The organism is Amycolatopsis benzoatilytica AK 16/65 (assembly GCF_000383915.1).
GTDB lineage: Bacteria > Actinomycetota > Actinomycetes > Mycobacteriales > Pseudonocardiaceae > Amycolatopsis > Amycolatopsis benzoatilytica.
In genome coordinates this window covers 3,144,103-3,160,265 of record NZ_KB912942.1, presented here as the reverse complement: position 1 = coordinate 3,160,265, position 16,163 = coordinate 3,144,103, and the positions used below count along the sequence as shown (strand labels likewise).

Annotated in this window: 17 protein-coding genes; 10 read left to right on the top strand and 7 right to left on the bottom strand. The window is 72.0% G+C overall.

Going from position 1 to position 16,163, the window contains the following annotated elements; translation table 11 throughout:
* Entirely contained in the window at positions 1-2,388 is a 2,388-nt protein-coding gene (locus tag AMYBE_RS0114450) for a glycoside hydrolase family 3 protein (protein WP_020660103.1), read from the bottom strand.
* A gap of 9 nt (positions 2,389-2,397) precedes the next feature.
* Positions 2,398-3,669, bottom strand: a complete 1,272-nt coding sequence (locus AMYBE_RS0114445; protein ID WP_020660102.1) for an MFS transporter — start codon at positions 3,667-3,669, stop codon at positions 2,398-2,400.
* A 403-nt stretch (positions 3,670-4,072) separates the two neighbouring features.
* On the opposite strand from AMYBE_RS0114445, the gene AMYBE_RS0114440 reads away from it, so the two are divergent.
* Positions 4,073-5,086, top strand: a complete 1,014-nt coding sequence (locus AMYBE_RS0114440; RefSeq protein WP_084470006.1) for a DUF3152 domain-containing protein — start codon at positions 4,073-4,075, stop codon at positions 5,084-5,086.
* Here the strand turns inward: AMYBE_RS0114440 and AMYBE_RS0114435 are convergent.
* Entirely contained in the window at positions 5,083-5,922 is an 840-nt protein-coding gene (locus AMYBE_RS0114435) for a sigma-70 family RNA polymerase sigma factor (RefSeq protein WP_020660100.1), read from the bottom strand. The two genes, AMYBE_RS0114440 and AMYBE_RS0114435, sit on opposite strands and share 4 nt — an antisense overlap.
* Before the next feature lie 72 nt (positions 5,923-5,994).
* Between AMYBE_RS0114435 and AMYBE_RS0114430 the strand changes: the two genes are divergently transcribed.
* The 4 genes from AMYBE_RS0114430 to AMYBE_RS0114415 all read left to right on the top strand — a co-directional run bounded on the left by AMYBE_RS0114430 (position 5,995) and on the right by AMYBE_RS0114415 (position 8,671).
* Positions 5,995-6,690 carry an FMN-dependent NADH-azoreductase gene (locus AMYBE_RS0114430; RefSeq protein WP_034286988.1) on the top strand — a complete coding sequence of 232 codons (696 nt, stop codon included), beginning with the start codon at positions 5,995-5,997 and terminating at the stop codon, positions 6,688-6,690.
* A gap of 123 nt (positions 6,691-6,813) precedes the next feature.
* Positions 6,814-7,557 (top strand): dienelactone hydrolase family protein, encoded by a 744-nt coding sequence (locus AMYBE_RS0114425; RefSeq protein WP_020660098.1) that lies wholly within the window; start codon positions 6,814-6,816, stop codon positions 7,555-7,557.
* A gap of 104 nt (positions 7,558-7,661) precedes the next feature.
* Positions 7,662-8,015: a hypothetical protein gene (locus tag AMYBE_RS0114420; protein ID WP_020660097.1), complete on the top strand. Its 354-nt coding sequence runs from the start codon at positions 7,662-7,664 to the stop codon at positions 8,013-8,015.
* Positions 8,016-8,026: 11 nt separating this feature from the next.
* Complete coding sequence (locus AMYBE_RS0114415) at positions 8,027-8,671, top strand: phosphate signaling complex PhoU family protein (protein WP_020660096.1); 645 nt, start codon at positions 8,027-8,029, stop codon at positions 8,669-8,671.
* On the opposite strand, the gene AMYBE_RS43375 is transcribed toward AMYBE_RS0114415, so the two are convergent.
* The 3 genes from AMYBE_RS43375 to AMYBE_RS0114400 form a co-directional block, all read right to left on the bottom strand.
* Positions 8,583-9,731, bottom strand: coding sequence for a phosphatase PAP2 family protein (locus tag AMYBE_RS43375; RefSeq protein WP_020660095.1), 1,149 nt, complete (start codon positions 9,729-9,731; stop codon positions 8,583-8,585). The two genes, AMYBE_RS0114415 and AMYBE_RS43375, sit on opposite strands and share 89 nt — an antisense overlap.
* Before the next feature lie 129 nt (positions 9,732-9,860).
* Positions 9,861-10,241, bottom strand: coding sequence for a hypothetical protein (locus tag AMYBE_RS0114405; protein WP_020660094.1), 381 nt, complete (start codon positions 10,239-10,241; stop codon positions 9,861-9,863).
* A 142-nt stretch (positions 10,242-10,383) separates the two neighbouring features.
* The gene (locus AMYBE_RS0114400; protein WP_020660093.1) at positions 10,384-10,755 is read right to left on the bottom strand and encodes a winged helix-turn-helix transcriptional regulator; all 372 of its coding nucleotides are present in this window, start codon (positions 10,753-10,755) and stop codon (positions 10,384-10,386) included.
* A 96-nt stretch (positions 10,756-10,851) separates the two neighbouring features.
* Here AMYBE_RS0114400 and AMYBE_RS0114395 point away from each other — a divergent pair, with 96 nt between their 5' ends.
* Entirely contained in the window at positions 10,852-11,667 is an 816-nt protein-coding gene (locus AMYBE_RS0114395; protein ID WP_020660092.1) for an alpha/beta fold hydrolase, read from the top strand.
* Positions 11,658-12,788: a hypothetical protein gene (locus tag AMYBE_RS0114390; RefSeq protein ID WP_020660091.1), complete on the top strand. Its 1,131-nt coding sequence runs from the start codon at positions 11,658-11,660 to the stop codon at positions 12,786-12,788. Before AMYBE_RS0114395 ends, AMYBE_RS0114390 begins: the two co-directional genes overlap by 10 nt.
* Here AMYBE_RS0114390 and AMYBE_RS0114385 read toward each other — a convergent pair.
* Positions 12,713-13,705 (bottom strand): DMT family transporter, encoded by a 993-nt coding sequence (locus AMYBE_RS0114385; RefSeq protein ID WP_020660090.1) that lies wholly within the window; start codon positions 13,703-13,705, stop codon positions 12,713-12,715. The genes AMYBE_RS0114390 and AMYBE_RS0114385 overlap by 76 nt on opposite strands.
* A gap of 93 nt (positions 13,706-13,798) precedes the next feature.
* On the opposite strand from AMYBE_RS0114385, the gene AMYBE_RS0114380 reads away from it, so the two are divergent.
* The 3 genes from AMYBE_RS0114380 (at position 13,799) to AMYBE_RS0114370 (ending at position 15,914) form a co-directional block, all read left to right on the top strand.
* Positions 13,799-14,689 (top strand): LysR family transcriptional regulator, encoded by an 891-nt coding sequence (locus AMYBE_RS0114380; RefSeq protein WP_020660089.1) that lies wholly within the window; start codon positions 13,799-13,801, stop codon positions 14,687-14,689.
* 152 nt (positions 14,690-14,841) lie between these two features.
* Positions 14,842-15,183: a ferredoxin gene (gene fdxA / locus AMYBE_RS0114375; RefSeq protein ID WP_020660088.1), complete on the top strand. Its 342-nt coding sequence runs from the start codon at positions 14,842-14,844 to the stop codon at positions 15,181-15,183.
* Between the two features lie 38 nt (positions 15,184-15,221).
* Positions 15,222-15,914, top strand: coding sequence for a helix-turn-helix transcriptional regulator (locus AMYBE_RS0114370; RefSeq protein ID WP_020660087.1), 693 nt, complete (start codon positions 15,222-15,224; stop codon positions 15,912-15,914).
* Positions 15,915-16,163: the final 249 nt, after the last annotated feature.

Genomic DNA, 16,163 nt, shown 5'->3' with positions numbered 1-16,163 from the left:
TCAGCTGCCCAAGGGCAGCGTAATGCGGATGTCGCCGAGTCCGCGGGCGATCAGGACTTCTCCGGACGGCGGGAGCGGCTGCCAGCCGTCGCCGGTCCAGATCCGTTGCACCCGCGGATCGCAGGGCACGGTGACGCGCGACTGTTCCCTCGGCGCGAGCTCGACCGACGCCCAGCCGATCAGCCGCACCGGCTCGCCGTCCGGGCGCAGGTAGACCTGGACGGTTTCCCGGCCTGCCCGCGCGCCGCTGTTGGCGACCTCGACGCGGACCTCTTCCACCGTTGCCCCGGAGGTGATTTCCGCTCCGTGGTAGCTCCACTCGGTGTATCCGAGGCCGTGTCCGAACCAGAACAGCGGCTCGGTCCGCCAGCCGCGATAGCCGACGCCGACGCCTTCGGAGTAGGGGAGCGCGCCGTCGACCGGAACCGGCGACCAGGCCGGACCGTCGCCGTCGCGGGCCGGGAACGTGGTGACGAGACGGCCGGCGGGCTCGATCTCGCCGGTCAGCGCGGCGGCCACGGCGGCGCCCGCCTCCTGGCCGGGCAAACCGGCCCAGAGCACCGCGTCGACCTGGTTCAGCCACGGCATCAGCACCGGTGTCGCGGCATTCACCACGACGACAGTGCGCCGGGCAGTCGCGGCGACGGCGGCGACCAGGGCGTCCTGCTCGCCGGGCAGGGCAAGCGTGGTTTTGTCGGCGCCTTCGGTTTCTTGTTCCTGGGTCAGCCCGACGACGACCACGGCCAGGTCCGCGTCGCGGACCGCGTGCGTCGCCGCGCTGATCGCCGCGGCGGCTGGCAGCGCGGCCTGGCGTGCGACGAGACCGAGCACCCGCATCCCCGGTTCGCCCGGGGTGACGGCGGTGATGACCGAGTTCGGCTCCAGGTCGAGATCGACGGTCTGCGCGGGCGGGTGCAGCACCGCGCCGCCGGGTCCGCCCGGAGCGTCCAGCCGCAGCCGTGCCTCGTGCCCGGGCGCGGTGAACGTCCACGACCCGGCACCGCGGACGCCGACCTGGGTTCGTCCGGACCTGCTCAGCCGGGCGCTGAGTTCGATGCTCGCTGCGCCGTCCAAGGCTGCGTCGGAGCCTTCTCCGGCAACGACTTCCGCCCAGTCGACATGCCGGGAGACCACGACGTCGCCGGCCGCGTCGCGCGCGGTCAGCCGCATGCCGGGTGCGCCGGTCTCCGGGTCGAGCACCGTGCCGGGGGCCGCGGCGAGCGGCTGGTCCCGGACCTCGACTCCGTCGGCGAGCACGACCCGGTCCGCGCCGAGCGCGGCGGTGAGGCCGTCCGCGATCGAGACCACGTGCGGTGGCCGGACCTGCGCGGAACCGCCGCCCTGCGCGATGGTTTCGGTGGCGTGCCGGCCGACCAGCACTACCTTCCCGGACGCGGGCAGCGGCAGCGTCTGCTCCCGGTTGACCAGCACCGTCATGCCGCCCGCGGCGAGCCGGCGCAACTGCTCGCGGCGCACCGGGCTGTCCGGTGCCGGCAGGTCCGGCCGCCGCTCGGCCGGGCCGTCGAAAGCACCGACCCGGGCCGCCAGCCGCAGCAGCCGCCGAAGGTGTTCGTCCACAACGGACTCTTCAACCCGCCCGGCCGTCACGGCGGCGACCAGCGCGTCGCCCCACGGCCCGACCGGCCCCGGCATCACGAGGTCGAGACCGCCGTTGGCGCTCTCCGCGGTGGAGGTGGTGGCGAACCAGTCCGACATGACCAGCCCGTCGTAGCCCCATTCTCCCTTCAGTACGCCCTCGACCAATTCGCCGTGCTCGGTGGCCGGCACCCCGTTGATCCGGTTGTAGGACGCCATGATCGCCCACGGATTCGCCTCGGCCACCGCCATTTCGAACGGCAGCAGATACACTTCGCGCAGCACGCGTTCGGCGACCACCGAGTCCACTGTGGTCCGGTCGGTCTCCGACTCGTTGGCCAGGAAGTGCTTTGGTGTCGCGGCGATGCCCTTGTCCTGCAACGCCTTCACGTACGCCGCCGCGAGCGCGCCGGTGAGCAGCGGATCCTCGCTGAACGCTTCGAACAGCCGCCCGCCGAGCGGGGTGCGGTGCAGGTTGACGGTCGGGCCGAGCACCACTCGGACGTCCTGGGCCACCGCTTCGTCGGCGAGCAGCGAGCCGGCCTCCGCGGCGGCCTCCGGACGCCAATGCTGGGCCAGCAGGGTCGCGTTGGGCAGCAGGCAGGCGACCTCGCCGCCGGCGAACCGGCTGCCGCGGACTCCGGTCGGGCCGTCCGACAGCGCGATCTCGGGCAGTCCGATCGCGGGTTCTGCGTGCAGGCTGAACAGCGCGGCCCCGGTCAGCAGCCGGACCTTCGCCGGGAGGTCGAGCGTGCCGATCGCTTTGTCGAGGCGGTTCTCGAGTTCGGACATGGGATCCCTTCAGCGGACCGTCTTGATGGGCAGGATGGCGGCGGCGCCGACCACGCACACGGCGGCGGCCACCCAGAGCAGCAGGGAGTAGTTCTGGCCGCCGCCGACGCCGATGAGCAGTGCGCCGAGCGCGGGGGCGAGTGCCTGCGGGGCGGCGTTGGCGATGTTGAGCACGCCGAGGTCCTTGGCGGAGTCGTCCGGATTCGGCAGCACGTCCACGACGAGCGCGAGGTCCACGCCCATGTACACGCCGTACCCGGCGCCGAGCACGATCTCCGCGACGTAGAAGCCGCCGATCGTGTCGGCGTGCACCAGCAGCACCATGCCGAGTCCGAAAAGGACGGTCGCGGCGGCGACGAACGGCTTGCGGCGGCGGAGCCGGTCGGACAGCCATCCCGCCGCTTGGCCGGTGATCGCGACCATGATCGTGTACAGCAGCACGCCGGTGGCCATCACCGCGGTGGCCTTGGCGAGCGTCAGGGACAGCTCGTGCTGCATGTAGAGCAGCCGGTAGGTGGTGAACAGGAACGACGCCAGGATGACCATGAACCGCGACACCCAGGCCCAGGCGAAGTCGGGGTGCTTGCGCGGGCTGACCCAGAATGTCTTGAGCACGGTCGCGAAGCCGTCGGCGGGCGGCCGATGCGGCAGCTGGCGGTCCGGCAGGACGAGGGCGAACAGCACGGTGAGGGCCAGCCCGACCAGGCCGGGGATCAGGAAAAGCAGCAACAGGTCGGCGCCGAGGAACTGCGCGGCGTATGCCGAGCCGAGGATGCCGACCTGCTGCATCACGCCGAGCAGGCCGCTGACCTTGCCGCGCTGGCGCATCGGGATCTGGTCGGCGACGGTCGCCATCAGCGCGGCGAGCGCGGCGTTGGCGAAAGCCTGGCCGACGAACCAGGCGATCGCGATGAGCAGCAGGCTGTGCGCGACCGCGATCACGACCAGGCAGACGGTCAGACCGGTCGCGCCGAGGACGAGCCAGGGCCGGCGGCGGCCGAACCGGCCGGTGGTGCGGTCGCTGATCCGGCCGAAGACCGGGTTGGCGAGGAACGCCGCGACCGCGCCGGCGCTGCTGACCGTGCCGAGTGCGGCGACCGCGCCGTCCGGCCCGGTCAGGGTCTGCACCTTGATCGCCAGACTGGCCATCACCGGGGTGAGCAGGGCGAAGAAGAGTCCGAGCTGGGCGAGCGCCATCGTGGCGACGACGCGCGGCGGGGCCTTCGCGACGGGAGCGGGAAGTAGGGGCCCGACCTGGGCGGCGGATGCTGTGGCGGCCATGGATCGCCTCCTTGCGATTCCTCGGCGGGGAGGGACTCATGACAGCACGGCGACCGACCGACTACTCGGTCTGTCGACCGCAGCGTTATCTTATCGAAATCACTGCGTAATAAAGTGCCATTGGATGTGCTGAGCGGTCGGTACCTGCCCGGCACCGCCGGTCACCTGCGGACAGCCGCTGCGGAATCCGCCGAATTCGCAGGTCAGGGGACGCCGCTCACTACATTGGCGCCGACCGGATGGGCGTGGCGGTGCCTCGGAAGGAACCGGCGGAAGTTCCCGCTCAAGGGGCGCTGCGGCAGCAGCGAGCGCCCTGCTCGCGCGGTTCTTGCCGAACGCGCGCAACCTTTGCCCGGGCACAGCCGTCTGGCTTTGGGACTCATTCGTGCCAATCTTGTGGGGGATGTGCGTGGCCGAGCAGCGCCGGGAGCCGCTGACCGCATTGCGGAAACCGTTGGCCGGGCCGTCGAAACCGCAGGCCGGCCGGACGGCTGCCGAGCGGAAGCCACTGGCTGCGTCCCGGAACCCGCTCGCCGGACGCAAAGCCCGGCGCGCCGGCTTCCTGCGCACTTACGGCTGGCGGGTCGGCGTGATCCCGGCGCTGCTCGCGGTCACCGCGCTCGTCGTCACCGATTCGCTGGCCTCACCGGCGAACTCCACTCCCGCCCAGCCCGCCGCCGCTGCGCCAGCCGGACCGGGCCCGGCCCCGGAGCAAAGCGTCCACGAAGCCCCGGCGAAACCGCAGAACCTGACCGCCGACACCGCCGCCCTGCCCGGCGGCGGCCCGTTCACCCAGGCCGGTGCGGGCACTTGGCACATCATCCCGGGCACCGGCAAGCGCGTCGGCGACGCCGGCAAGCTCTACCACTACACGATCGAGGTCGAAGACGGCCTCGACCCGTCCAGCTACAGCGGCGACGATGCTTTCGCGACCGCGGTCGAAGGCATCCTGTCCGACGCCAAAAGCTGGACCCAGGACGGAAAAGTGTCGCTGCAGCGAGTCGACGCGACCTATCCGAAACCGGACTTCCGGGTCAGCCTGACCAGCCCGTCGACGACGCATCGCCCCGACGCGTGCGGGTTCGACATCACCTTCGAAGCGTCGTGCTATCGCAGCAGCCTCAAACGGCGAGTGCTGATCAACCTGTCCCGCTGGGCGCACGGCGCGCTGGCCTACGCCGGCAACCTGACCGAGTACCGGGAATACGCGATCAATCACGAGGTCGGCCACGCACTCGGCCACTTGCACGTCGGCTGCGGCGGCGACAACACTCCCGCTCCGGTCATGATGCAGCAGTCGTTCGGGGTCGCCGACGACTACGTCGCGAAACTCAACGACATCCCCGGCGGCGACCAGGGCGCTGTCCCCGCCGATCACCGCGTCTGCAAGCCGAACCCGTGGCCGTTCCCGGCCTAGGCCAGCGAAATCTCCGTGCGGGCCAGCACATCCGGAGCCACCACCACTGAGTAGGCGGCGATCCTGCGGTCGTGCACCTCGAACGTGAGCACGCCCGCCAGCCGCCCGGCCGGTGCCAGCACGAGACCGGCTTTCCCGTCCACCAGCGCCATCTCCGCCAGCCGCGCCCGCCCGGCGAACAGCTTCGTCCCCTCCGCCACCGCCTGCGCGCCGCGCAGCACCGCCACCGCGCCCGGCGGAAGCGTCGCCGGGTCCGCCCGGCGGACGACGTCCGGCGCGAGGATGGTCAACAGCTTCGCCAGGTCGCCGCCGCGCGCCGCGGCCAGAAATGCCACCACCGCTTCTCGTTGCGCCGCGGCTTGCCCGGCGGCCGCTGTTTCCGGCCCCCGAACCCGAAGCCGAGCCCGGCTGGCGAGCTTCTTCGCCGTCGCGGGCGTCCGGTCGAGAATCGGCCCGACCGCGTCGAACGGCACCGCGAACAGATCGTGCAGCACGAATGCCACCCGCTCGGCCGGCGCGAGCCGGTCCAGGACCACGAGCAACGCCCGTCCGACCTCGCCGGCCAGCACGATCTCGCTCTCGGGTTCACGCCCGCCGGCCGCGTCCGGAATTTCCTCGACCGGCACCTCCCGCCGCGCCCGGAGCACGTCGAGACACAGCCGCGACACGACCGTCGTCAGCCAGCCGCCGAGGTTGCCGACGTCTCCGGCTCGGCCGAGCCGGAGCCACGCGTCCTGCACGGCGTCTTCGGCCTCGGCGGCAGAGCCCAGCATCCGGTAGGCCAGCGCGTGCAGCCGCGGCCGTTCCTCCTGGAAGCGGCTGGCCAATGCGTCCATCCGGTCACCTTTTCTCGTCTCGATCCGTCATGGGATTAGCCGGCCCGTGAAGATCAGGCGAGAGAGGAACCGATGACTGGCATAGTAACCGCCCTGCTGCGGGTGGATTCGAGCGCCGACCGAGCCGCGTCGGTAAGCAGGCAGCTGGGCGACCTGTTCGCTCGGCAATGGCTGGCCGCCGGCGGCACCGTGCATCACCGCGACGTCTCCGCGGAACCGGTCGCGCCGCTGCGCGAGGCATACGCCCGGCTGGGCCGCCGGGTGGAGCGCAAGGGAGTGCTGTCCCTGGACGACATCGAAACCCTGATCGCGGACGAGGAGGAACAGCGGGAATGGCACCTGACCCGCCCGCTGATCACGGAGGTCCTGAACGCGCACACCGTCCTGCTGGGCGTCCCGATGTACAACTTCGGCATCCCCGCGACCCTGAAAGCGTGGATCGACCGGATCAGCTTTCCCGGCGTCTTCCTCGAGCCCGGCAGCGGTCGCAAGCTGTTGGCAGACAAGGATTTTGTCGTCGTCCTCGCCCGAGGCGGCGGCTACCGCCCGGGCACCCCCAGGGAATCCTTCGAGTTCCAGGAGTCCTACCTGCGCGCCTACCTGGCCGACAAGGGCGCGACCCGCACCACGTTCGTTCCGGCGGAATTCACCAGAGCAGGCGACGTCCCGGCCCTGGACGGACTGGAACACCTGGCCGCCGACTCAAAGGCCGCAGCCGTCGCTCGCCTCCAAACCCTGGCTCGCCCGCGTCCGCGAAGGGCCCCTTGAGGGAATCCAAGTCCCGGAAGGGGCCCTTCACGGACGGCGAACGGCGGCCGGGGAAAGCACCGGGGAATATGCGGGGCGGGGATAGGTTGGGAACGAAGACCAACCAATGGGAGGACATAGCGGATGCGCAAGGAGAAGGTGGACGTTCCGGCCGGTGACGGGACCGCGGAGGGGTACCTGGTCGTGCCGGACGGCGGACCGCATCCGGGGGTGCTGCTCTTCATGGACGCGTTCGGGCTCCGGCCGCGAATCGAGGAGATGGCCGATCGGATCGCCGAGGCCGGCTACGCGGTGCTGGCTCCGGACCTGCTCTACCGCGGCGGCCGCGGGCCGCGGGTGGACATGTCCGCGCTGGAGGACCCGGAGCGGCGCGGGGCGGAGTTCGCCAAGCTGATGCCGCTGCTGACCGGTCTCGACGTCGACTCGATGAAACGGGACGCGGAGAAGTATCTCGACTGGTTCGCCGGCCAGGACGGCGTCGCCGAGGGCCCGGTCGTGATCACCGGGTACTGCATGGGCGGCACGCAGGCGCTGCGGGTGATCGAGGCGTTCCCCGACCGGGTGAAGGCGATCGCCTCGTTCCACGGCGGGCGCTTGGCCACCGACGCGCCGGACAGCCCGCACCTGGCGGTCGGGTCGATTACCGGCGAGGTCTACTTCGGGCACGCCGACCAGGACCCGTCGATCACCGCGGAGCAGATCAAGGTGCTGGAGAACGCGCTCGACGAGGCAGGCGTGCCCTACCAGTCGGAGGTCTACGAGGGCGCGACCCACGGCTACACGATGTCGGACACGGCGGCCTATCACGAGGAAGGCGAGAAGCGGCACTGGGAGAACCTGTTCGCGCTCCTGGAGCGGGTGCGCTGACCGGTTTTCGGTCCAGAATGGACTGATTGGGGCCGGCCCGCGGGGTTGCTCCGCGGGCCGGGTCCTGCGCGCGGGATCGGGGCCGGGCGTTTAGGCTGGCCCGCATGGCCGAAGGTGCGCTGTGCCGCGAACCGGTGGAGCTGACCGGGCGGGAACGCTCGATGCTGCGGAGTGTCGCCGTCCGCGGGACCGAATCCGAGCTCTTCTGCGAGCTGGAGGCCGGACACGGCCACGAGCACGCCGCCCCGGTCGGGCGCGGCGGGGGGCCACTGCTGTGGCTGCGCTGGTGGCCCGGCCGCCGGGTGCTGGAGACCCGCTCGACGTGCGGCGCGGAGTCCGACGAAGGCCTGTCCTGCCGGGTCCTGGGCGGGCACGAGGGCAGCCACAGCTACGAACTGGCCGCGCCCGAGGAGTCCGGGTTCCTGGCCGGCGCGGCCTGGGCCGGAGCTCGCCGGTAAAGTCGCTGACCATGCGCGACAGCTTCCAGGACGACCTGAAACAGCTCGACGGGCGCCTGGCGACGATGGCCGAGACCGCGGCCGAGGCGATGCGCCGCGCCACCCGGGCCCTGCTCGAGATCGACTTGCCGCTGGCCGAAGAGGTCATCAGCGGCGACGCGGCGCTGGACGACCAGCGCGCCGCCTGCGAGGACGAGGCGTATTCGCTGCTCGCGCTGCAGGCACCGGTGGCCGGCGACCTGCGTGCGGTGCTGGCCGCGGTGTACTGCGCGGAGAAGCTCGAGCGGATGGGCGACCTGGCCGCGCACGTCGCCGGCGCGGCCCGCCGCGGGCATCCGGAGCCGACCGTGCCCGCCGCCCTGGCGCCGGTGTTCGCCGAACTGGGCCAGGTCACGTCCGCGATGGCCGACCGGCTGGCCGGACTCGTGCACGGCGAGGCCCGCGGCGGTTACGCGGAGCTGAGCCGCGCCGACGAGACGGTCGACGCGCTGCACGCCCGGGTGATGGCCACGATCACCTCGGCCGGCTGGGGCGAGGGCCAGCGGACCGCGGTCGCGCTGACCCTGCTCACCCGTTATTACGAGAGGTTCGCCGACCAGGCGGTGTCGGTCGCGAAGCGCCTGGAGTTCGCCGCGACGGGCGATCTCCCGGGCTGATCTCCGGAGACTGGCCGGCGGGGCTCTGCCCGGCGGGCCGGGCCGGGGGACCGGCGGGGCGGGGCTGCTGGGAGCGGCCTGCCCGGCCGGGGTTGGGGTTGCGCGGCGGGTTGGCGGTTCCGTCGCGGTGGTGAGCTGGCGGGACGTTGCCGCCGGAAGCTGGTGCGCGGTTGCGGGGCTGGCGCGGATCGGCGTCGACGCTGCGGGCGGGCGGTGCTTCGGTGCCGGGTGCGTGCATCGGGCTGGCCTCGTTGACGGGCGCGCCGTTCGCGGCTCGCGCCGCCGGGCCGCGGGCAGGCACCGGTCGAGCCGGGCCGCCTTCGCGAACCGGGCCAGCGTTGCCGCGAGCCTGCCCGGACCGGGTGCCGCGAGCCGGGCGGGCATCCGGTGTCTCGAATCCGGGACCCGGCCGCTGCGTCGGCTCGAAACCGCTCTGGCCAGGCGCGGCGGGCTGCGGTGAAACGCCCAGCAGGCCGAATGGCACACGCCCGGCGAACCGCCGGACGACCGTCGTCGCCGGGGCTACCGCATACCGCTGGAGCAGCAGCGCCATTCCCGCGCCGAGCGCGAGCCCGATCAGTACGTCGTGCGGATAGTGCGCCCCTACGAACACCCGCGAGAACCCCATCGACGCGGCGAACAGCGCCAGCCACGGCGCGCCCCGCCGCCAGGCGAACGCCGCGCCCAGCGCGGTCGCGGCCGCGATCGTCGAGTGGTTGCTCGGGAACGACCAGTCGCCCGCCGCCGGGCAGGTGCCGACGATCGCCGACGCGGGCAGTCCCCGGCACGGCCGCTGTTCGTGGACGAATGCCTTGACCAGTTCGCTGAGCAGATACGCGGCCACCGTCCCGGCCGGGACCAGCAGCGCGGCCGCCATCCGCTCCGGGGCGCCCGTCTTGCGGGCCCGCCACCAGAGCCAGCCGAAGAGCGGGGCGACGAGAACCAGGCCGTAGGACGTGTAGGCGAGCATCAGCGCCTGCACCCAGCCGGGCGTCTTCAGCGCGAACGCGGTGACCGCGTCGTAGGTCGCGCTGCCCGAAGCTCCGCCTGTGCTCGCCATGCCGCCCCCGCCCGGCCGCCGCGTTCGCCTGGCGGCCACCTCGTGTTCACCCGAAGGCTACGAGGGTACCTATCGGTAGCGAAGCCGTGACGGAGCCCCCGAGAAGTCCACAATGGACTCGCGGCGAGGTCAGGAGTCGGTGGTGTGCTTGCAGGTCACCGGCTCGCCAGCGGCCGGGGAGGTCGCTTTCGCGAGTTCTTTCGTCTTGTCCAGCAGGATCCGGCAGGTGAGCACCGCGGCCGACGACGGCGTCGCGGTCACTGACGCCGGTTGCCCGGCGCTGACGACCACGTCCTGCTTCCACGGCAGCCCGAGCGGGCCGGTCAGCTCGTGCGACGCGACCTTGTCCTCGTACCGGTTGCCGGACTCGCCGTAGGAGATGCCGGTGACCGGCCCGGCGCCGGTGACCTCGTAGGTGATCGCCCACGACTTGCCGGTCGGATTGGAACACGCGCAGACGCTGGCCAGCGTGATCACGGCGATGGTGGCGGAGAGTGTCTTCTTGATCACGCTCGGGACTGTACCCGGGCCAGGGCGGTCCGGCCCGGCGGTGCCCGCGGCGTGCCTGCGTGACGCGCCGCCGCCGGAGCCGCTCGGCTTGTCACGGCGGGACTTCGCCGGTCGAACAGGAATCAGCCGTTGCGGAAGCAGGTCAGCCATCGGCGCGCTGATTGGCCCGATCCACCGCCGCCATGTTCGCCTCCGCCCATTCGCGCACCACCGCCAGTGCCGAATCCAGCGACGTGCCCAGCGCGGTCAGCCGGTAGAACACCCGCGGCGGCACCGAATCCTCCACCCTGCGTGCGACGAGGCCGTCCCGGACGAGGCTTTGCAGCGTCACCGACAGCATCTTCTGCGAAACTCCCGGCACGCGCCGCCGGAGGTCGGCGAACCGGACTTCGTCCGGGGCGGCCTCGGCGAGCACCTTGACCGTCATCGACGTCCACTTCGTCCCGATCCGGTCGAGCAGCCGCCGGGTCGGGCAGGCCGGGTCGAACAGATCGCCGCGTGCGGAGGGGGTCACCTCGGGCTCACCACCTGTCGGGAAAGTGCCGTCTTGGCACCCGCCCATTGGTTTCTTAGCGTGTGTTGGTAACCAATGGTAACCACAGGAGGTCCAATGATCCGCCAGGTCGAAGCGAATGGCGTCCGGCTGAACGTCGCGGTCGCCGGGAGCGGCCCGGCAGTGCTGCTGCTGCACGGGTTCCCGCACACCTGGCAGCTGTGGCGCGAAGTCCTTCCCACGCTCGCCGAGCAGTACCGGGTGATCGCGCCGGACCTGCGCGGGCTCGGCGGGAGCAGCCGTCCGGCGGACGGTTTCGACGCGGGCACCACGGCGGCTGACTTCAGCGCGCTGCTGGACGCGCTGGGCGAACCGTCCGCCGCGGTGGTGGCGATCGATTTGTCGGTGGCCGGTGCGCTGCTGCTGGCGGCGCGAGAGCCCGAGCGGGTGCGCCGGCTGGTGCTGATGGAGTCGTTGCCCGGCGGTTTCCCCGCGGGCGGTCCGCCGTGGTGGTTCGGTTTTCACGCGGTGCCCGGTCTCGCCGAGACAATCCTCAATGGACACGAGGCCGAGTACGTCGGCTGGTTCCTCGACCAGGGCACGCTTGGCCGGGGCGTCCCGCCGGAGATCCAGGCCGCGTTCACGGACGCGTACACCGGTCCGGACGCGCTCCGCTGCGCCTTCGACTACTACCGCGCGATGCCGGAAAGCGTTCGCCAGGTGAACGCGGCGCGGCTGACGGTGCCGACGATGGCGATCGGCGCACACCCGATCGGCGCCGCGCTGGAGAAGCAGTTGCGGCCGATCGCCGACGACCTGGTCGGACAGGTATTGCCCGGGTGCGGGCACCTGATTCCGCTGGACCGGCCGCGCGAGCTCCTCGATCTGCTGCTGCCGTTTCTTGCCCGGGACATACTGTCCGGGTGTCGCTGACTTCCGAACTGGCCGATCCAGGCGGGAAGCTCGCGCGCTGGTGCGCGCGGGTGTTCACCGGCACGTCCGCCGCCGCGCGCCGGGTGGAAGAGGCGGCCAGCGGAGTACGCCCGGTCCGGCCGGTGCTGGCCCGTCCGCCGCGTCAGCACTGGGCGGAGATCGGCGGGGCGTTCGGCCAGCGGATCGCGGACCTCGTGCAGGCGGCGCCGCCGTACTACGCGCTTCTCGGCATGGTGCGTGCACAGTGGGGCAACGGTCCGTGGGCGCACGCGCAAGCAGCCGCCTATCCCACCCATGCCGGCCTGCCCGCGGAGTACCGGGCGCGCGCGGTCGGCATCCGGCCGGCCGCGGTGACCTGGCTGGACCTCGGCGACGGAATGCCGGACGGCCCGGCACTGCCCGGCGCTCAGGAACTCTGGGGCGACCTGCTGGAACGAGCTCGCCGGTACCAAGCGCGGCACGCCCCGCCGGGGGTGCTCGGCGGACCTGGCGCGGAGGCCGGGCTGGCCCGGACGAACTGGGTGCTGTCCGCGTGCGAGGACATCTACCGGTCCGGCCGGATCGACCCGCGGCTCGCGAGAGTGGTCGACGGCGGCGGCACGGTCGCCGACCTGCGTGCGCTGCCCGGCGACGAGCAAGTGCGCGAACTGGTCGAACTGGCGAAACGCTTGCACGACAACGGTGCGCTGTGGGAGCTGCGCCGGCTCGCCGGAGCGCCGCCGGAAGGACAGCAGCTCGGGATCGCCGGTCCGACCATCGTGCCCGGGTGGGCGGACGGCGACCTCCTGCTCGGCCGCATCGACCCGGAGAACGGCATCGGCGACGGGACCGCGACGCTGCTCGACGTGAAGACGGTGCTGACCGTGGGCGACCCGGAGCGCGCCGGCCGGTGGCTCTGGCAGATCCTGCTGTATGCGTGGCTCGACGTCGCCGATCTCTACCGGATCCGCGACGTCGGGCTGCTGCTCGGCCGGCACGGCAAACTGGTGTGCTGGCCGGTCGACGAGCTGGCCGCCGACCTGCTCGGCGGGGCCGAGCTGGTCGATCACCGCCGGGACGAGTTCAGGGACATGGCGCGCGGGCTGCTCGACTCGGCCGGGCTGAGCTTGGCCGACGGCTGAGGCGAGCGTCCCGCGCCGCGTCCGGCGAAGCAGACCGCGGCGAGCACGAGCACGCATCCCGCCAGCTGCAGCAGGGTCGGCTGCTCGGCGAGCAGCACGATGCCGAACAGGACCGAACCGACCGGCTGCAGCAGCATCATCGTCGCGCCGGTCGACGCGGCGAGCCGGGGCAGCGCGCCGGCGATCAGCAGCCATCCGACGACCTGGCCGATCAGCGCGAGCCCGACGAACCAGCCGAGCGACGCGAGACCCGGAGTCAGGTCGAGCTTGTGCGTCGGCAGGCCCGCGACGACCGAAACGCAGCCCGCGGACGCCGTCGCCAGCGACAGCGACCGCACCTGCGTCGACGGCCCGCTGCTGATCCGCAGCAGCAGCAAGTACACCGAGTAGCCGGCCCCGGCGGCGAGCGCGAAGACCACGCCGAGCACCGGGTCCGAGCCGGTGGCCGACGACCCGACGAGCCCGCCGGCCAGCACGATCCCGACGAACAGCGCCGGCGCGACGAACTTGAACCGCGGGGCCGGCCGTTCCTTCAGGAAGACCAGCGCCAGCAGCGGCACGAGCACCACCTGGATCGACAGCAGCATGGTCGCGACCCCGGCACCGACGCGCGGGATCGCCTCGCCCCACAGCACGAAGTCGAGCCCGAGTCCGAGACCGCCCAGCAGCGGCAGCAGGATTCTCGCCCGCTCGCCGGTACGCCGCGCTTCGCTGAACGCCAGCACGACCAGGAACGGCAGGGAGAGGGCGCAGCGCCAGAACGCGCTGGTCGGGCCGCTCGCCCCGGAGACCTTGATGAACACCGAGGTCAGCGCGATGCAGAGAGCGCCGCCGGCGGCCAGCAGCCTCGGGTCGGCACGGCCGGTGAGAGCGGCGATCGGGCCGGCCGCGGGCGAGTCGGGGAGTCCGATGGTCATGACAGCTATGGTCAGCCTGGACAACTGTCAAGGACAAGTGAATGTTCGTGCGGCAAAACCGGTAGCATCACTACTGTGTTCAGTGTGGATCGGATGCGTGCCCTGCACGCGGTCGCCCAGCACGGCTCGGTCGCCCGCGCGGCGGCGGCGCTGCACGTCACACCGTCCGGGGTGTCGCAGCAGCTGGCGAAACTGGAGCGAGAAGCCGGTCTGGAGCTGCTCGAACCGCGCGGCCGGAGCGTGCGGCTGACCCGGGCCGGGCAGGTGCTGGCCGGGCACGCGGAGCTGGTGCTGGCTCAGCTGGCCGAGGCGCGCACCGACCTGGAACGGTTGCGCGAGGACGTGCTGGGACCGTTGCGGATCGGATCGATCTCGACCTGCGTGCACGCACTGCTGCCGCCCGCGCTGGCGGCGCTCACCGAACAGCACCCGCGCCTTGACGTGACGCTCGACGAGGGAGAGGCCGAACAAACGCTGCCGATGGTGGTCGTCGGCGACCTCGACGTGGCGGTGTTCGAGAGCTGGGCGGCCCGGCCGGCAGTGGTGCCGCCAGGGCTCGCGCAGGTCACCTTGTTCACCGACGTCGCCGATCTCGCGCTGCCGGCCGGGCATCGTCTGGCGCACCGGCGGACGGTCGACTTGTCGGAAGTGGACGACGTGTCGTGGATCAGCTGGACCGGGCGCTCCGGCTGTTACGAATGGCTGATGCAGGTGCTGCGTTCGCAGGACCTGGAGCCGCGGATCCGCTGCACCGTCGGGAGTTACCTGACGCAGCTGGCGCTGGTGGCGGGCAACGTCGGAGCCGCGCTCATCCCGCGGCTCGCGCGCGGGCAGGTGCCGGACGGAGTCCGGATGCTGGCGACGCGGCCGGTGCTGAACCGCACGATCGTCGCGGCGTGCCGGGCGGGGGAGGAGTCGCACGGCGGCGTCCGGGCAGCGCTGGACGCGTTGCGAGACGCGTCTGCCCGGTATGTGAGTCACTGAGCCGCGAACCCTGCTGGCTTGGCGTGGCGCGCACGCCGCGCGGGCGCTGGAGACCCGGCTCCGATGCGATCAGGACGGGGGTTTCGCGCACGCTCGCGTTCCTGGGTTTTTGCTGAGTAGTATTGGTGAAAACTGGCCGGAAGGAGCGGGTCATGGCGTATGTGATCGCCGAGCCGTGCGTGGACGTGATGGACCGGGCGTGTGTGGACGAGTGCCCGGTGGACTGCATCTACGTCGGCGAGCGTTCGCTCTATATCCATCCGGACGAATGCGTGGACTGCGGCGCCTGCGAGCCGGTGTGCCCGGTCGAGGCGATTTACTACGAGGACGACTTGCCGGACCGCTGGCGGATCTACGCCGCGGACAACGCCGCCTTCTTCGCCGAAACCCTGCCCGGCCGGGACGGTCCGCTGGACAGCCCGGGCGGCGCGGTGAAGCTGGGCGACCTCGGGGTGGACACCCCGCTGGTGGCCGGGCTGCCGAAGCCCGAGTAGCCGCGTTTCTCCTAGAAAGTTCGGTTAAACTGACCGTCATGAGCGAGCAGACGCTGACCGACCCGGCCGCCCCCAGCGTGCTGGGCGAGAGCCGGGCCCGGGTGCTGGCCGTGCTGAGGGAAACCGGCAGGCCGGCCGCGGTGCAGGAAATCGCGACCGCGGTCGGGCTGCACCCCAACACGGCCCGTTTTCATCTGGACGGCCTCGTCGACGCCGGACTCGCCTCGCGGCAATCCGAAGACCGCACGCAGCCGGGCCGCCCGCGAACCGTGTACGCGGCGGTCGCCGAGGAGACCGCCGCCGGCCGGCGCAGCTACCGCCTGCTTGCCGAGATGCTGACCGGTCTGGTCGCGGAAAACGTTGCGGAGCCCGGGAAAGCGGCGGAAGCTGCCGGCGAGGCATGGGGCCGGTACCTGGCCGACCGCCCGGCCCCCACGCACCGAGTGGACGCAGCGGAGGCAATGCGGCGGCTGTCCGCTGTGCTCCATGAAGCGGGGTTCGCTCCGGAGCCGGCGGCGGACGCGGAACATCCGGTGATCCGGCTGCGGCACTGCCCGTTCCGGGAGGTGGCGGAGGAGCACCGGGACGTGGTGTGCGGGCTGCATCTGGGGTTGATGCGCGGCGTGCTCGCGGAAGTGCGGGCACCGCTGGCGGCGGAGCGGTTGGAGGCGTTCGTGGAGCCCTCGCTGTGCTTGGCACATCTGAAACCGACCGGGAAACGGCGGCGGTGACGGCGCGGATCCGGGTTGGTCGCGGCGGATTTTGTGATGGTGCGGGACGCGCCGATGCGAGCGGGGGGATCCCGGGTGACCGGGCGGGTCCGGGTTGGCTGCGGCGGATCCCGGTGACGAGCGGGCCGCGCCGGCCGGGGCGGGGGAGTCCGGCCAGCGCGGCAGCCCGGTGCCGCGGAACTCGGCACCGGAGGCGGACCGGCGGCGGACCAGGGGAATGTGGCTGCTGCCGGTCGAGGTCTTGGCATG

What these genes read in the sequence shown, in the direction of transcription:
- AMYBE_RS0114450 (WP_020660103.1), bottom strand. Translation starts at nt 2,388, where the DNA reads ATGTCCGAACTCGAGAACCGCCTCGACAAAGCGATCGGCACGCTCGAC.
- AMYBE_RS0114445 (WP_020660102.1), bottom strand. Translation starts at nt 3,669, where the DNA reads ATGGCCGCCACAGCATCCGCCGCCCAGGTCGGGCCCCTACTTCCCGCT.
- AMYBE_RS0114440 (WP_084470006.1), top strand. Translation starts at nt 4,073, where the DNA reads ATGTGCGTGGCCGAGCAGCGCCGGGAGCCGCTGACCGCATTGCGGAAA.
- AMYBE_RS0114435 (WP_020660100.1), bottom strand. Translation starts at nt 5,922, where the DNA reads ATGGACGCATTGGCCAGCCGCTTCCAGGAGGAACGGCCGCGGCTGCAC.
- AMYBE_RS0114430 (WP_034286988.1), top strand. Translation starts at nt 5,995, where the DNA reads ATGACTGGCATAGTAACCGCCCTGCTGCGGGTGGATTCGAGCGCCGAC.
- AMYBE_RS0114425 (WP_020660098.1), top strand. Translation starts at nt 6,814, where the DNA reads ATGCGCAAGGAGAAGGTGGACGTTCCGGCCGGTGACGGGACCGCGGAG.
- AMYBE_RS0114420 (WP_020660097.1), top strand. Translation starts at nt 7,662, where the DNA reads ATGGCCGAAGGTGCGCTGTGCCGCGAACCGGTGGAGCTGACCGGGCGG.
- AMYBE_RS0114415 (WP_020660096.1), top strand. Translation starts at nt 8,027, where the DNA reads ATGCGCGACAGCTTCCAGGACGACCTGAAACAGCTCGACGGGCGCCTG.
- AMYBE_RS43375 (WP_020660095.1), bottom strand. Translation starts at nt 9,731, where the DNA reads ATGGCGAGCACAGGCGGAGCTTCGGGCAGCGCGACCTACGACGCGGTC.
- AMYBE_RS0114395 (WP_020660092.1), top strand. Translation starts at nt 10,852, where the DNA reads ATGATCCGCCAGGTCGAAGCGAATGGCGTCCGGCTGAACGTCGCGGTC.
- AMYBE_RS0114385 (WP_020660090.1), bottom strand. Translation starts at nt 13,705, where the DNA reads ATGACCATCGGACTCCCCGACTCGCCCGCGGCCGGCCCGATCGCCGCT.
- AMYBE_RS0114380 (WP_020660089.1), top strand. Translation starts at nt 13,799, where the DNA reads ATGCGTGCCCTGCACGCGGTCGCCCAGCACGGCTCGGTCGCCCGCGCG.
- fdxA (WP_020660088.1), top strand. Translation starts at nt 14,842, where the DNA reads ATGGCGTATGTGATCGCCGAGCCGTGCGTGGACGTGATGGACCGGGCG.
- AMYBE_RS0114370 (WP_020660087.1), top strand. Translation starts at nt 15,222, where the DNA reads ATGAGCGAGCAGACGCTGACCGACCCGGCCGCCCCCAGCGTGCTGGGC.